Raw genomic sequence first — 14,287 nt, forward strand, 5'->3', positions numbered from 1 at the left:
CCGCAGTCTCACGCCAACTCAAGACTCTCTCTCAAGGAAGCTCCGTCCCCCCCGGCCGTCCTGGCCGGAGGACAGTCAGGGCAGAGGGCCGTCCGCCTAGGCCCCGCTCCTGCAGCGGCATAGCGTCGCCCAAGAGTGGCACCATTTCTGCTTAGTGCAGGAGTGAGCGGCCGGTATCGTGCTTCCGCCGCGAAAGGAGGCGTCCGTGCAACGAGCCATGGCGGTCCTCACCTTGGCCCTTGTGGCGGCCGTGCCGGCGTCCGCGCGTGCAGGCGGTCTGGACCTGCGGCTGGGCGCGTTTTTTCCGAGCGGCAACAGCAACCTCTTCGACGACGATAATCAACTCTACCTTCACAATGGTCATCCCGTCACCAAGAGCGACTTCAACGGCATCTACGGCGGCTTGGAGTACAACGCCCGTCTCGCCCGCAATGTGGAGATCGGGTTCAGCGTCGACGGCTACGGCCGCTCGCTGGACACGTCCTACCGTGATTTTGTGTCGCCGAGCGGAGATGAGATCCGGCAGACCCTGCGACTGAACATCGTGCCGGTGGGGGTCTCGATTCGGATTGTGCCCACCAACCGCCGCGCCGCCCTGGCGCCCTACATTGCGGTGGGGGCGGACCTCGTCTTTTGGAACTACGAAGAATTTGGTGACTTCGTGGACTTCTCGGCCCCCGCTCCTCAGCCCATCGTCCCGGACCATTTCAAATCGAGCGGCGTCAGCCCGGGGGCGCACGTGGCGGTGGGCCTGCGGATCGCGCTAAGCCGCGACTTCAGCCTGGTGGGGGAAGGTCGGTACCTGTGGGCCAAAGCGGACATGGGGGGCGACTTCGCGGCCACCCAACCTGGCCTCGGGAACCGCATCGACCTAGGGGGCGCGAGCGCCACCCTGGGGATCCACCTCCGCTTCTAGCCCTTCGGCGACCAGACGCCCGCCTTGGCCCGGGACCGTCCCGGGCGAGGCGGGGCCGCCCTCCCGGGACTCGTCGCGACCTTCGCGGCTCGCGGGCACACTGCCGACCGTCTCTTTTCTAAGATCGCCGGCTCCAAAACGGGCGGTCGGGCGGGCCTGGGCCCGGAGGCCGGCGCGACGCTTTTGCCCTTCTGCCGCGCGAGCCGGTTAAACTATTAGGACCGTGTACGGATTCGTCCTGTGGGTGCAGGAGGTGCTGGTCCCGCTGCTCGGGACGGCGGGGTTGTTCGTGGCCGCTTTTCTGGACTCCTCGTTCCTGAGCCTGCCCGAAATCAACGATCTGCTGGTGGTGACCGCGGCTTCCGCTCGGCCGGAGACGGCCTGGTTCGCTGTAACCATGGCCACCTTGGGCTCCTTGACGGGGTGCTCCTTGCTCTGGTGGTTGGGGCGCCGGGGAGGCGAGGCACTCCTCGTGCGGCGCTTCGGGCCCGAGCGGACGGAGCGGACGCGGGCCGCGTTCCGGCGCTTTGGGGTGCTCTCCCTGGCCGTGCCCGCGCTCTTGCCCCCGCCCATTCCCTTCAAGATCTTCGTGCTGTCCGCGGGCGTGTTCGCCTTTCCCTACCGCCGCTTCTTGCTCACCCTCCTCGTGGCCCGGGGGCTTCGCTACACGTTTTGGGGCCTCATGGGCATCGTCTACGAGGATGAGGCCTTGAACCTGCTGCACACGATCGATCAATGGACGGCGGAGCACACCCCGATCCTGCTCGCGGTGGTGGCGGCGATCGCTCTGCTCGCCCTCGCGCGCTACCTCCGCCGTAGAACCCGCCCGGACGCCGGCATTGGTGGGGTCCGGTGAGTCTGGTATCATGGCCATCATGAAACCAGCCCGCTTCACCGCTCTCTGCATGGGGCTCTTGGCCGCATCCACGCTGGCCGGGGGTTTCTTGGGTGACCGGGTGCTCGCGGGGGGCGGCCGCCTCTCCGATCACCTGCGTCTGTACACCGCCATGCTGGGAGCGGTGGAAGACGAGTACGCGGAGGAGGTCAAGAGCGATCGCTTGGTTTCGGCTTCCATCCGGGAGCTGCTCCGGACCCTCGACCCCCACTCGAATTTCTTCGAAGCCAAGGAATACACGAACCTTCAAGAGCGGCAGAAGGGCTCCTACTACGGCCTCGGGATCACCGTGCAGGCCATCGATGGGAACATCACCGTGGTGGCCCCCTTCGAGGGCACGCCCGCCTTCCGGCTGGGCATCCGGGCCGGGGACGTGATCAGCCGTATCGAGGGACAAGACGCCCGAGGCATGACCATCGACGACGCCGTGAAGCGGCTGCGCGGCCCGAAGGGGACGCCCATCCACATCACCATCTTGCGCCAGGGCTACGAGGCCCCCCTCGAGTTCACAGTGATCCGCGACGCCATCCCCCTCCATTCCGTGCCCTATTACTTCATGGCCAACAAGACGGTGGGTTACGTGCGGCTCACCGATTTCAACGAGACCACCGCCTGCCGCCCCGGGGAGGGGACGGACTGCGAGCGGGAGCTGGAGAGAGCCCTGAAGAGTATGCAGCGGAGCGGGGCCACGTCGTTCCTGCTGGACATCCGGGACAATCCGGGAGGGCTGCTCGACCAGGCCTTCGCCGTCTCCAACCTCTTCTTGAAGAAGGGCCAGCTCGTGGTCTTCACTCGCGGGCGGGCGAAGCGGGACGAGTCGAACTACGTCACGGAGGCGGAAAGCCCCTTCGTGGGCGTCCCCCTCGTGGTCCTGACCTCCCGGCACAGCGCGAGCGCGGCCGAGATCGTGGCGGGGGCCATACAGGATCACGACCGGGGCCTGATTGTGGGGGAGACCACCTTCGGGAAGGGTCTCGTCCAGACCATCATGCCCCTGAGGAACGTGCGCGGCTACGCCCTCGCGCTGACCACCGCCCGCTACTACACGCCCTCCGGCCGGTCCATCCAGCGGGACTACGGCTCCACCGCCCTCGAGGAGTACTACTCCCCGCGTGACCGCAAGCCCTGCGACCAGGGGACGGGGGAGGCCAAGCTGACCGACGCCGGGCGCAAGGTCTACGGGGGCGACGGCATCACCCCCGATTACTGCGTGGAGCCGGAGACGCCTTCCAAGTTCGTCGCCGGCCTCATCACCCGCCAGGCCATCCTGAACTTCTCCCGCGCCTACGAGGCGGCGGAGGGGACGGGGGTCGCCCAGATCGCGGGCACGGGCTCGCGTTCCCAGGCCCAGTCGTCGAAGGTCCGGTTGATCGGGCGTGACTTCAAGGTGGACGACCGCGTGTTCGCCGAATTCCGGGCCTCCTTGAGCGCCCAGAAGCTGCGCTATACGGAGGAGGAGTTGACGGCGAACAAAGAGGCCCTGTCCCGATTGATCCTGGAGGAGGTGCTGCGCCAGGTCTTCGGGGAGGGGGAGGCGCGCAAGCGCACCCTGGCCTTCGACCCCCAGGTCAAGAAGGCCCTGGAGCTCGCCCCCCGCGCCGAGCGGCTCCTCTCGGACCCCCAGCGCTACGTGGCCGAGCGAGAGGCGGAGAGGCGGCTGGCCTCTCTGGCGAGATAACTCTCGGCGAGGCCGGCGGTTTGAGCCGGCCTCACAGGCGTGCTATCCTCCCGTCCCCGCGGAGGGCCAATCATGTTCACGCGCATCGGCCGTTTCTTTAAGGCCATCTTCAACGCCATCCTGGGCGAGGCGGAGGCCCAAGTTCCCCTCTCCATGCTGGAGCAGTCCGTGCGGGAGATGCTCGACAACCTCCGCTCCCTGCGGGAGGCCACCGCGACCACCATCGCCTTCGAGACCAAGGCCAAGCGGGACCTGGACGCCCAGAACGCCCGGGTCCGGAACTTGGACAAGCAGGCGGAGGAAGGGCTCCGCCAGGGGAACGAGAAGCTGGCCCGGCGCGCCCTGCAGCTCCAGGTCGAGGCCAAGGGCACCCGCGAGCGAGCGGATCAGACGTACAAGGCGTCCAAGCTGCGGGCGGACAACGCGCGCGCCAAGCTGACGGTGGAAGAGGAGCGGGTGCAGGGCAAGATCCGCCAGCTCGGCGAACTCAAAGCCATCCACCAAATGAACGAGGCCCAGCGGCGCATGCAGGCCATCACCGACGAGTACAACATCGACGGAGCGGTCAACGTGTTCGACAAGACCGCGGGCTCGATCCAGGAGCAGGCGGACAAGCTCTCCGCCATGGACACGATTGCGGTTTCGGAGGGCGAGGACCTGGACCGGCAGCTGGCGGCCATCAGCCAGAAGACCGAGGTGGACGCCGCCTTGGAAGCCCTGAAGAGCCGCCTGGCCGAGGCTCCGACCCCGAGCGCCGCTCCCGCCAAAGAGCGCCAGAAGATCTCCTCCGCCTTCGACGAGAAGTAGCCCCCCCGGGCGGCGTTCGCGAAAGTGCTAGAATGGGAGGTTGCCGCGCCCGGGGAGAGCCCGGGAGGCGGCGGCGCTCCATGCCCGCATCCATCGTCGCCCGCGGCGTCCGCGTCCACAACCTCAAGGGCATCGATGTCTCCATTCCCACCCGCAAGCTGGTGGTGGTCACGGGCGTCTCCGGTTCCGGCAAGAGCAGCCTGGCCTTCGACACCCTCTACGCCGAGGGGCAGCGCCGCTACGTGGAGAGCCTGTCCGCCTATGCCCGCCAGTTCCTGGAGAGGATGGAGAAGCCCGCGCTGGACGGCGTGGACGGGGTCTGCCCGGCCATCGCCATCCGGCAGCGTTCGCCCGCCCGCAACCCCCGCTCCACGGTGGCCACCGCCACCGAAGTTCATGATCATCTGCGGGTCCTGTTCGCCCGTATCGGCCACACGTTTTGCGACTCCTGCGGGAGCGAGGTCGTGCGGGACACCGCGGAGTCCGTGGCGGAGCGGCTCCTCGGACTCGCCCCCGGGACCCGGCTGCTTCTGGGCTTCCCCGTCTGGGCGGGGGGCACGCCGCCGGCCGACGTCTTCGAGCGCCTCCGCAAGCGTGGGTTCTCGCGGGTGCTCCGGGGTGAAGAGATCGCGTCCATCGAGGAGGGGGAGGCGGGGGGAGCCGTCCCGGACCCCCTGGTCGTGCTGGTCGACCGGCTGGAGGCAGGGGGGGCGGCGCGCTCCCGCCTGACCGACTCCGTCGAGACCGCGCTTGCCGAGGGCGGGGGCCAGGCCCAGGTGCAAGTGGTGGGCGGTCCTCTCCTCCGGTTCTCGGAGAGCTTCTCGTGCGCCCGCTGCGCCCGGTCCTTTCCCGAGCCCCAGCCCAGCCTCTTCTCCTTCAACAACCCGGTGGGGGCATGCCCCACCTGCCACGGTTTCGGGAACCTGATCCAAGTGGATCTCGACCTCGTGATTCCGGACAAGGAGAAGAGCCTGGCCGGGGGCGCGGTGGAGCCCTGGAACAAACCCCACTATCGGAGCCTGCTCGCCGACCTCAAGCGTTTCGCGCGGCGGCGGGGGATCTCGATCGAGACGCCTTGGTCGCGTCTCGACGAAGCCCACCGGCGGCTGGTCCTGGAGGGGGACGAGGAGTTCCCCGGGATCCTGGGCTTCTTCCGCTGGCTGGAGGCCAAGAAGTACAAGGTCCAGGTTCGGGTCTTCCTAAGCCGGTACCGGGGCTACCAGGAATGCCCGACCTGCCACGGCAGCCGCCTGCGGAAGGAGGCCCTGTGCGTCAAGATCGGGGGCCGCAGCCTGGATGAGGTATCGGCGTTTTCCGTCCGGGAAGCGCGCGCTTTCCTGGGGAGCTTGGACCTGGAGAAGGGGGAACGTCGGGTCGCTTCCAAGGTGCTCTCGGAGATCAATCGCCGCCTGGGCTTCCTGGGGGACGTGGGCCTCGACTATCTGACTCTGAACCGGCCGTCGGGCACGCTCGCGGGTGGAGAGGCCCAGAGGATCGCCCTCGCCACCGCCCTGGGCACGGGGCTGGTGGGAACGCTCTACGTCCTCGACGAGCCCTCGGTTGGTCTGCACCCGCGGGACACCGATCGGCTGATCCGGATCCTGGGCGCGCTGCGGGACCAGGGCAATACCGTGCTCGTGGTGGAGCACGACCCCGCGATCATGAGAGCCGCGGACTACATCATCGACCTCGGTCCAGGGGCCGGCGAACAGGGGGGACGGGTGGTGTTCCAGGGCAGCTTCCCGCAGCTGCTGGAGGACGGCCGCAGCCTCACCGGAAAGTATCTGCGGGGCGAGCTGCGGATCGGGGTCCCGCCCCGCCGCCGGCGGGGCAACGGCCTCAGCCTCGCCGTGCGGGGGGCCCGCACCCACAACCTCAAGAGCATCGACGTGCGGATACCGCTGGGGGCGTTCACCTGCGTGACCGGGGTCTCGGGCTCCGGCAAGTCCACCCTCGTCCATGACGTCCTCTGCGGGGCCATCTTGCGGCGTCGCCTGGGGGGCGAGCGCCCGCCGGGAGGGGAGACCGTCGAGGGCATCGAGTTCGTGGACGAAGTCGAGCTCGTCGACCAGTCGCCCATCGGCCGCAGCCCCCGCTCGAACCCCGTCACCTACCTCAAGGCCTTCGATGGGATCCGCGAGCTTTTCGCGGGCACCGCCGACGCCCGCCGGCTCGGCCTCACCGCCAGCCACTTCTCGTTCAACGTGCCGGGGGGCCGGTGCGAGGCCTGCGGGGGCGACGGCCAGGTGCGGGTGGACATGCAGTTCCTGGCGGATATCTACCTGGTCTGTGAAGCCTGCGGCGGCCGCCGCTACCGGGCCCCCGTTCTAGAGGTGCGTTACCGGGGCCGGACCATCGATCAGGTCCTGGACATGACCGTGCACGAAGCTCTCCACTTCTTCGCCGGCCAGCCGCGGGTGGTGCGCCGGCTCAAGGTGTTCGAGCAGATCGGCCTCGGTTACCTCCACCTCGGGCAGCCCGCGAACACCCTCTCCGGGGGAGAAGCCCAGCGGGTGAAGCTGGCCGCCCACCTTCTGCGACGGCCAGGTTCGAGGGTCCTGTACGTGCTCGACGAGCCCACCACCGGCCTGCACATGGGCGATGTGAGCGAGCTGCTGAGCTGCCTGCAGCGGCTGCTCGAGGGGGGAGCCACCCTGCTCGTGATCGAGCACAACCTGGACGTGATCAAGCAGGCGGACTGGGTGATCGACCTGGGGCCGGAGGGAGGGGTGGAGGGTGGCCAAGTGATCTTCCAGGGAACCCCGGAGGGCCTGGCCGCCCATGGTCGGGGGATCACCTCCTCTTACCTCCGCGCCGCCTTGAACGGCTCGCACGCGCGGGGGGAGGCAGCGAGCTGATCCCCGGGGGGCCGAAAGGCTTGTTGATCGGGGGATTCGATTTGATATCATCCCCGCGCATGACGGGCGCGACGAGGGGCAACCGGGGGAGGATGCAATGCGAATGACCCGCGCGCTGGCACCGGCCGTGCTGGCGATCGTGCTTTTTGTCCCCGACCCCGCGGGGGCGGTCGCCCGTCCTTCCTTCACCGATCTTATCGCCAACCTCAAGAGCCCGGTCGCCAAGACGCGCGAGGAGGCGGCGGTGGCCCTGGGCAAGAGCCGCCGGCGCGAGGCGGTAGCCCCGCTCTCCGCCCTCATCCGTGACCCCGAGCCCCGGGTGCGGCTGGAGGTGGTGCGGGCCCTGCGCGAGCTGCGTGATCTCTCCGCCGTGCCCGCGCTGGCGGCGGCGATCGCGGACGGCGACCTGAAGGTTCGGGAAGAGGTGATCGGGACCCTGGTCGAGCTCTACGCCGACCGCGACCGCAGCGGGCCCGTGGATCGCTTCCTGCAGCTGTTCTCCGACGAATACGACCGTTCCTCCCTCCCGCCCTTCACCACCGTGGACCCGAGCGTGGTCCGGGCCCTGGCCACGGCCCTCCGGGAGCAGGACAAGGGCATCCGGGAGGATGCGGCTTACGCGATCGGCATCGTCGACGGCCGCGGCGCGGTCCGCGACCTGGTGGCCGCGCTCCAGGACGCGGAGGCGCGGGTGAGGGCGGCCGCCGCCACCGCCATTGGCAAAGTGGGAACGGTGGAGGACGGCAAGGCTTTGATCCCGCTCCTGGGGGATGAGTCCACGGAGGTCCGCAACCGAGTGCTGCAAGCCCTGGGGGTCCTCAAGGTGAAGGAGGCGGGGCCCGCGCTGCGGGAGCTCTACGAGGCCAACCGGAGGAAGGACTTCGCGGTCAAAGTCCTGGCCTGCCTCAGTCGGATCGGCGACCCGAGCCAGGCCGATCTCTTCCGCCAGCTGCTGCAGGACCCCGACACGGACACGAGGCGGCTCGCTATCGAGGGCCTGGGGCGAATCTTGGATCCGTCGCTGCTGCCCGCCTTCAAGAAGGACTACCAGCGGGAGCGGAGCGACGAGCTGCGTCTGGCCTACAGCTTCGCCCTCACCTTGCTCGGGGACCACGCATTTGTCGACAGCCTCGTGCTCAGCCTGCCCTCGCGGACGCTCGGCACCCGGGCCCGGAACTACTTGCTCGAGATCGGTCCCAGCCTCCTCCCCGAGCTTTACCCCTACCTCAACGATCCCGAGGCGGAGATCCGGGCCAACCTCTGCGACATCATGGCCGAGCTCGGCAACCCGGAGGCCGTCCCCAAGATTGAGCCGCTCCTCAGCGATCCCAGCGCGAACGTGGCCGACCGGGCCAACCGAGCGGTGGAGCGCCTGCGCCGGAGCGCAGCCCCCCCCTCTGCCGCCCCTCCCGCCTCGCTCCGTTAAGCCGACCCGTCCGGGTGTGCTATGAGCCCTCGATTCCTGACCCTTCTCGTGATCCTTGCCGGCGTGGGGTGTCAGCGTCCGCCCGCGGGGGGCGGCGAAAGTGCCGGCCCTGCGGCCGCTGATCCCTGGAGGGAGGCCCGGGCCCTAATCGAGGCCGGGCAGCTCGACGCGGCCCTGGCCAAGATCCCCGGGGACTCCCGCGATCCGGAGGCGCTCGTCCTGCTCGGGAGGGTGTGGGCGCGGAAGGCGGCCACGGCACCCCTCCCCACACCTCCCCCGCCCCCCTCTCCCCTGGCGCGGGGGACGGCGCCCCCCGCCGCGCCCGAGTTCAAGCCCGAGGAGCTGCAGGCCCTCGAGTTCTATGAAAGGGCGGTGGGGGCGAGGCCCGACCATGCCGGCGCTCACCTGGGCCTGGCCGAACTCCTGGCGCCGCACGCGCATGCCCGGCTCGAGCGCGAGCGCGAGGCTGCGGCCCAGGCGGCCAGCCGGCGGGGCCGCAAGGGAAAGGCGCCCGAGCCCGCCGCGCCCGTGCCGGAGGGGCCGGACGCGAGCATCGAACGCGTGGTGCGCGAGTACCGCCTGGCCGCCCAGGGCGACCCTCGGGCCAAGGCCCCGGTGGAGGAGCTCATCACGTTTGCCGAAAACGCGGGGCGCTTGGAGGACGCCAACCTGGCCTTTCAGGAGCTGCTCCGGCGGGACAAGGAGAAGGCGGAGCCGTTTATTCGCTACGGGGACTTCCTCCTCCACCAAAAGAAGGACGGGATGGGGGCCATCGGCGAGTACGCCCAGGCTCTGATGTGGAAGCCGGACGACGACGCCACCCGGGCCAAAATCGCCGATATTTACTTGGCCATGGCCGCCGAGCATCTCGGCCAGCGCGAATATGCCTCCGCGGAGGCGCGCCTGAAGGACGCCCAGAGATACATCACGGATAAGAACTCGCCCCAGGGACTGAAGATCCAGGACGAGCTGTCACAGCTGATGCAGATCCGGGGGCGGCCGCCCGGCCGCTGAGGGGAGGGCGCCAGCCCCCGTTCCTCAGAAGGGGGTATGGCCCTGGCCGTTGTCGTCGATGTAGATGAGACCGCTCTCGCTGGGGGTCCCCGCGGAGTCGAAAGCGGTGATCACCTGGCCTCCCACGATCAGCCGAGAGGCGGCAACGCCTCCGCTCGCGGTCTCGACCAGATGGGGATCGTAGACCCGCACGAAGTAGGGCTCGTCGCGGGGAGGAAAGTTGGCGGGTACGCCCGTCACCGTCCCCGACCAGGTGAGGGTGCCGGGGGTGAGGGTGAGCAAGACCCCCGCCTGGATCCCGGGCGGCGGCTGGCGCATCCAGCTCCCGAAGAAGACTACGGGATTCTCGCAGAGGGCGACGTTGCTGGGGATTACGGCCACGCAGCCCGCGGGCTGGCGATACTCCAGCCGCACTGAAACCAGGCGGGGCACGGACACCGGGGAGGGCCCCTCCATGGTCTGCACCTGGAAGCAGGCGCTCGTGAGGCTGGCGGCCACCAGCAGCGCTCCCCGTCCCCCGCGCGCGATGACGGTCATCGTTCTCCCCGGGCCCGCGGGGGATTCGGCCGCCCCGCCGGGCTTCCCGCCATTTCGACCCGATGATACCATCTCCGCGTTCCCATGGCAGACCGCGCTCAGACCCTGGTCCTCGTCCTCGATGATGACGACGACGTGCGCCGCACGTGCCTGGACCTCTTGCAGGCGCGCGGTCATCAGGCGGTGGGAGCGGCGTCGGTGGGAGAGGGCCTGCGGCTGTTCGACGAGCGGCGCCCGCAGGCCGTGCTCCTGGACCTGAAGCTCCCGGATGGCGCGGGAATCGACGTGCTCCGAGAGATGGAGCGGCGGGCCCCGGGGACGCCGGTGGTGGTCATATCGGGGTATGGCAACGTCACGGAGGCGGTGGAGTCCATGCGCGTGGGGGCTGCCGACTTCATCGAGAAGCCGGTGGCCCGCGAGCGTCTGTTCCAGGTTCTGGACCGGGTCCTGGATTCGCCCAACCTGGGGCGGGAGGCGGATCTCGAGAAGCTGGCCGACGGTTCGCGCTATGGCACGGTGGGCCGATCCGATCCCATGCGGCGCATCTATCAACTCGTGGAGATGGCCGCCCCCACCAAGTGCCGGGTCCTGATCTCGGGGGAGCGGGGGACGGGGAAAGAGCTGATCGCACGCGCCATCCACGCCCTCTCCCCGCGGCGGGACAAGGCCTTCATCCAGATGAACTGTGCGGCCATCCCCGCGGAGCTCATCGAGAGCGAGATGTTCGGCCACGTTCGGGGGGCCTTCACGGGCGCCCTCGGCGACCGCAAGGGCAAGTTCGAGAGCGCGGCCCACGGCACCCTGTTCCTGGACGAGATCGGGGACATGAGCCTGATGACCCAGGTGAAGTTGCTCCGTGTCCTGCAAGAGGGGGAGGTCACCCCGGTGGGGAGCGCGGAGAGCCGGCCCGTCGATGTGCGCATCCTGGCTGCCACCAGCAAGAACCTGGTCGAAGAGATCGAGCGGGGAGCCTTCCGGGAGGACCTTTACGACCGCCTCAATGTCCTCAACATCGCCGTCCCCCCCCTGCGGGCGAGGCGGGAGGACATCCCCGAGCTGGCCCAGCACTTCCTGCGCCTGTCCAGCGTGGAAAACGACCTCAAGCCCAAGCGGCTCGCGCCGCGGGCAGTGGACTTCCTGACCCAGCTCCCCTGGCGGGGCAACGTGCGCGAGCTGCGCAACCTGATGGAGCGGCTGGTGGTGCTGGTGAGCAAGGAGGTCGTGACGCACCGCGATGTGATGGAGGCGCTCCAGATGACGGGGGCGGGGGCGCCCGCGGACGGCGGCCCCCTGCCCCTGCGCCAGGCGCGATCGCGCTTCGAGCGGCAGTACATCCTGGAGCGGCTCTCTGCGAACCGAGGGAACCTCGGGGAGACGGCCCGCGACCTCGGGATCGAGCGGACCAACCTCTATCGGAAGATGAAGCAACTCGGCCTCAGCAGCGATAAAGGGGCCCGCACCCACACGGGGGCTCGGAAGACAACGAGCTAGCGACGGTGGTGCCCCCCCGCACGGAACTAACCGGGATCCCCCCCCAGGGGCGAGCCTTCGCCCCACCGGGCCCAGGAGTTCCAGCAAGGCGCGGACATCGGCGGGGTCGGCGATTCCCATTGCCGAACCGATGTTGCAGGACCGATAGCGGCTAGTTGCAATCACGCAGCATTCTGGGGGCCCCTTTTTCGGCTACTCGCCCGCAAAGTGCTGATTTATTGGATAATTAGTCATTTGGCTGATCGTTGGCGCGCTTCCTGCTTTAGAGGGTGTGCGATTGGGATCGCTTCATCCAGCCCTTTGCCGGCTGGTAGCGTCGGGGCCATCCGAAGCGTTCGACGAGGTTTGGAGGGAGCCGCGTCGGGCGCATCGGGCGTGGGGGTCACGTCGACCCCGCGGGCATCCGATGACCTCCAGCCGGGCCAGGCGGGTGACAGCGATCCCTTTTTTCTTGCCCTTCCCGCCCCTTTGACCGCCTCCCGCCCTGCGGTGTAGATTCAGCGTTTCGCCCTTCGGCGGGAGATTCACGAGTGGCCGCAAAGAAAGCCTTCATCACCGGCATCACCGGCCAGGACGGCAGCTACCTGGCGGAGCTCCTCCTCGAGAAGGGGTACGAGGTCCACGGGCTGGTGCGTCGGAGCAGCTCGTTCAACACCTGGCGCATCGACCACGTGCGTGACCATCTGATCCTTCACTACGGGGACCTCGTGGACCAGAACAGCCTGATCCGCACCCTGGAGGGCGTTTCCCCGGACGAGGTCTACAACCTGGCCGCCCAGAGCCACGTCAAGGTTTCCTTCGAGATGCCGGAGTACACCGGCAACGTTACCGCGCTCGGGGTCTTGCGCCTCCTCGACGCCCTGCGCGAGCTGGGCTTCTCCGCCCGCGTGTACCAGGCGGGCAGCTCGGAAATGTACGGCCTCGTCCAGGAGACGCCCCAGACGGAGCGCACGCCCTTCCATCCCCGCTCGCCCTACGGGGTGTCCAAGGTCTTCGGCCATTGGACCGCGATCAACTACCGGGAAGGCTACGGCATGCACGTCTCCAACGGCATCCTCTTCAACCACGAGTCGCCCCGGCGGGGGGAGAACTTTGTGACCCGCAAGATCACCATGGGCCTGGCCGCGATCAAGAAGGGGAAGACCCGCGAGCTGCGGCTCGGGAACCTGGAGGCCCGCCGGGACTGGGGCTTTGCCAAGGACTACGCCGAGGCCATGTGGCTCATGCTCCAGCGCGATAAGCCGGACGACTACGTGGTGGCCACGGGGGAGAACCACTCCGTGCGGGAGTTCCTGGAGGAGGCCTTTTCCTACGCCGGCCTCGATTGGCGGGAGTACGTGAAGGTGGACCCCAAGTACTTTCGCCCCGCGGAGGTGGATCTGCTTCTCGGCGACCCCGCCAAGGCCCAAAAGGTCCTGGGCTGGAAGACCCGGGTCGGATTCCGGGAGCTCGTCCGCCTCATGGTAGACGCGGACATGGAGGGGCAGGGCCGCTAGGCGGCGGGGACGGGGCCGGCCTTGGTCTCGATGAGCGCGTCCAGCTCCTGCTTCAGGCGGCCCAGGATCTCGTCGTAGGTGAACATCCCCACCGTCTCCGTCTGGCGCTTCAGGTTGACGTGGGTGGGGCCGCACCAGAGACCGAGGTCCGCGTCGTCGGTCTCTCCGGGGCCGTTCACCCGGCAGCCCATGACGGCGATGGTGAGGGCGTGCCGCTCGGCGTAGACCGACATCTTCTTCACCGCCTCCGCCAGCTCCACGAATTTCTCGTTCTCCACCCTCGAGCAGGAGGGGCAGGAGATGATGTTGAGGCGGTCGTCGTCGAAGACAGGGACCGAGCGGTAGCGGCCGGCGGCGATGTCGGCCAGGATTTGCTGGCCGACCACCACCTCCTCGTACTTGCGGGGGTTGGGGAGGGTGAGGCTGACCCGCAGGGTGTCGCCGATCCCCCGGGAGAGGAGCTGCTCGAAGGCCACCCGGGTCTTTATGATCCCCTCGGGAGGGACACCGGCCTCGGTCACGCCCAGGTGGAGGGGGACGTCGGGGCGGAGGGCCGCGAAGCGGGTGTTGGCGTCGATCACCTTGCGGGGGTGTGAGTCCTTGAGGCTCACCACGTAGCGGTCAAAGCCCAGCTCGTCCAGCATCCGGCAATGGTCGAGGGCCGACTCCACGAGGGCGGCGACGTCGTCCTCGGGATGGCGGGCCTTGGTCTCCGGGTCCACGCTCCCGCAGTTGACGCCCACGCGAATCGCGCAATCGTGGTCGCGGGCGACCGCGGCCAGGAAGCGCACCTTCTCCCGGACCGGCTTCTCCTTCTCGTGATGGTAGAGATGGCCGGGGTTGTAGCGCACCTTGTCCACGTGGGGGGCCACCTGGGCGGCCAGGCGGTAGTTCTCCTGCAGATCCACGACCAGGTTGGCCGTGGTCTGCCGCCGGATCTCGGCCAGGGCTTCCACGTCCCGGGTGTTGTCGACGGCAATGCGGACGAGGGCCGCCCCCGCCTGGGCGATGGACTCTGCTTGGGCCACGGTGGCGTCGATGTCCTGGGTGCGGGTGGCGCACATGCTCTGCACCCCCACCGGGTGGCCTGCGCCCAGGGCCACCTTCCCGATGCGCACGGTGCGGGTCGGGTTCCGCTTCATACCTTCCCGCATCGTAACAGAGGCGCT

At 68.7% G+C, this 14,287-nt stretch carries 11 protein-coding genes; 9 read left to right on the forward strand and 2 right to left on the reverse strand.

Annotation, left to right across the window (positions count from 1 at the left end):
* The first annotated feature begins 205 nt into the window (after positions 1 to 205).
* The 7 genes from VN461_02260 (at position 206) to VN461_02290 (ending at position 9,594) form a co-directional block, all read left to right on the forward strand.
* Positions 206 to 916 carry an outer membrane beta-barrel protein gene (locus VN461_02260; GenBank protein HXB53574.1) on the forward strand — a complete coding sequence of 237 codons (711 nt, stop codon included), beginning with the start codon at positions 206 to 208 and terminating at the stop codon, positions 914 to 916.
* 223 nt (positions 917 to 1,139) lie between these two features.
* Entirely contained in the window at positions 1,140 to 1,772 is a 633-nt protein-coding gene (locus VN461_02265) for a VTT domain-containing protein (GenBank protein ID HXB53575.1), read from the forward strand.
* A gap of 19 nt (positions 1,773 to 1,791) precedes the next feature.
* Positions 1,792 to 3,489 (forward strand): S41 family peptidase, encoded by a 1,698-nt coding sequence (locus VN461_02270; GenBank protein HXB53576.1) that lies wholly within the window; start codon positions 1,792 to 1,794, stop codon positions 3,487 to 3,489.
* Between the two features lie 72 nt (positions 3,490 to 3,561).
* A complete protein-coding gene (locus tag VN461_02275) occupies positions 3,562 to 4,296 on the forward strand; it encodes a PspA/IM30 family protein (GenBank protein HXB53577.1) in 735 nt (244 codons plus the stop codon).
* An 80-nt stretch (positions 4,297 to 4,376) separates the two neighbouring features.
* On the forward strand, positions 4,377 to 7,154 hold the full coding sequence (gene uvrA, locus VN461_02280) for an excinuclease ABC subunit UvrA (GenBank protein ID HXB53578.1): 2,778 nt from the start codon (positions 4,377 to 4,379) through the stop codon (positions 7,152 to 7,154).
* A 103-nt stretch (positions 7,155 to 7,257) separates the two neighbouring features.
* On the forward strand, positions 7,258 to 8,580 hold the full coding sequence (locus VN461_02285; GenBank protein ID HXB53579.1) for a HEAT repeat domain-containing protein: 1,323 nt from the start codon (positions 7,258 to 7,260) through the stop codon (positions 8,578 to 8,580).
* Between the two features lie 21 nt (positions 8,581 to 8,601).
* Entirely contained in the window at positions 8,602 to 9,594 is a 993-nt protein-coding gene (locus tag VN461_02290) for a hypothetical protein (GenBank protein HXB53580.1), read from the forward strand.
* 24 nt (positions 9,595 to 9,618) lie between these two features.
* On the opposite strand, the gene VN461_02295 is transcribed toward VN461_02290, so the two are convergent.
* Entirely contained in the window at positions 9,619 to 10,131 is a 513-nt protein-coding gene (locus VN461_02295; protein ID HXB53581.1) for a hypothetical protein, read from the reverse strand.
* Positions 10,132 to 10,215: 84 nt separating this feature from the next.
* Here VN461_02295 and VN461_02300 point away from each other — a divergent pair, with 84 nt between their 5' ends.
* Positions 10,216 to 11,622: a sigma-54 dependent transcriptional regulator gene (locus VN461_02300; GenBank protein HXB53582.1), complete on the forward strand. Its 1,407-nt coding sequence runs from the start codon at positions 10,216 to 10,218 to the stop codon at positions 11,620 to 11,622.
* A gap of 530 nt (positions 11,623 to 12,152) precedes the next feature.
* Positions 12,153 to 13,118, forward strand: a complete 966-nt coding sequence (gmd, locus tag VN461_02305) for a GDP-mannose 4,6-dehydratase (GenBank protein HXB53583.1) — start codon at positions 12,153 to 12,155, stop codon at positions 13,116 to 13,118.
* Here gmd and ispG read toward each other — a convergent pair.
* Positions 13,115 to 14,272 (reverse strand): (E)-4-hydroxy-3-methylbut-2-enyl-diphosphate synthase, encoded by a 1,158-nt coding sequence (ispG, locus tag VN461_02310; protein ID HXB53584.1) that lies wholly within the window; start codon positions 14,270 to 14,272, stop codon positions 13,115 to 13,117. The genes gmd and ispG overlap by 4 nt on opposite strands.
* Positions 14,273 to 14,287 lie beyond the last annotated feature (15 nt).

Source organism: Vicinamibacteria bacterium, from assembly GCA_035570235.1.
Lineage (GTDB): Bacteria > Acidobacteriota > Vicinamibacteria > Fen-336 > Fen-336 > DATMML01.

What these genes read in the sequence shown, in the direction of transcription:
- VN461_02290 (HXB53580.1), top strand. Translation starts at nt 8,602, where the DNA reads ATGAGCCCTCGATTCCTGACCCTTCTCGTGATCCTTGCCGGCGTGGGG.
- VN461_02295 (HXB53581.1), bottom strand. Translation starts at nt 10,131, where the DNA reads ATGACCGTCATCGCGCGCGGGGGACGGGGAGCGCTGCTGGTGGCCGCC.
- VN461_02300 (HXB53582.1), top strand. Translation starts at nt 10,216, where the DNA reads ATGGCAGACCGCGCTCAGACCCTGGTCCTCGTCCTCGATGATGACGAC.
- ispG (HXB53584.1), bottom strand. Translation starts at nt 14,272, where the DNA reads ATGCGGGAAGGTATGAAGCGGAACCCGACCCGCACCGTGCGCATCGGG.
- uvrA (HXB53578.1), top strand. Translation starts at nt 4,377, where the DNA reads ATGCCCGCATCCATCGTCGCCCGCGGCGTCCGCGTCCACAACCTCAAG.
- VN461_02285 (HXB53579.1), top strand. Translation starts at nt 7,258, where the DNA reads ATGACCCGCGCGCTGGCACCGGCCGTGCTGGCGATCGTGCTTTTTGTC.
- VN461_02270 (HXB53576.1), top strand. Translation starts at nt 1,792, where the DNA reads ATGAAACCAGCCCGCTTCACCGCTCTCTGCATGGGGCTCTTGGCCGCA.
- VN461_02275 (HXB53577.1), top strand. Translation starts at nt 3,562, where the DNA reads ATGTTCACGCGCATCGGCCGTTTCTTTAAGGCCATCTTCAACGCCATC.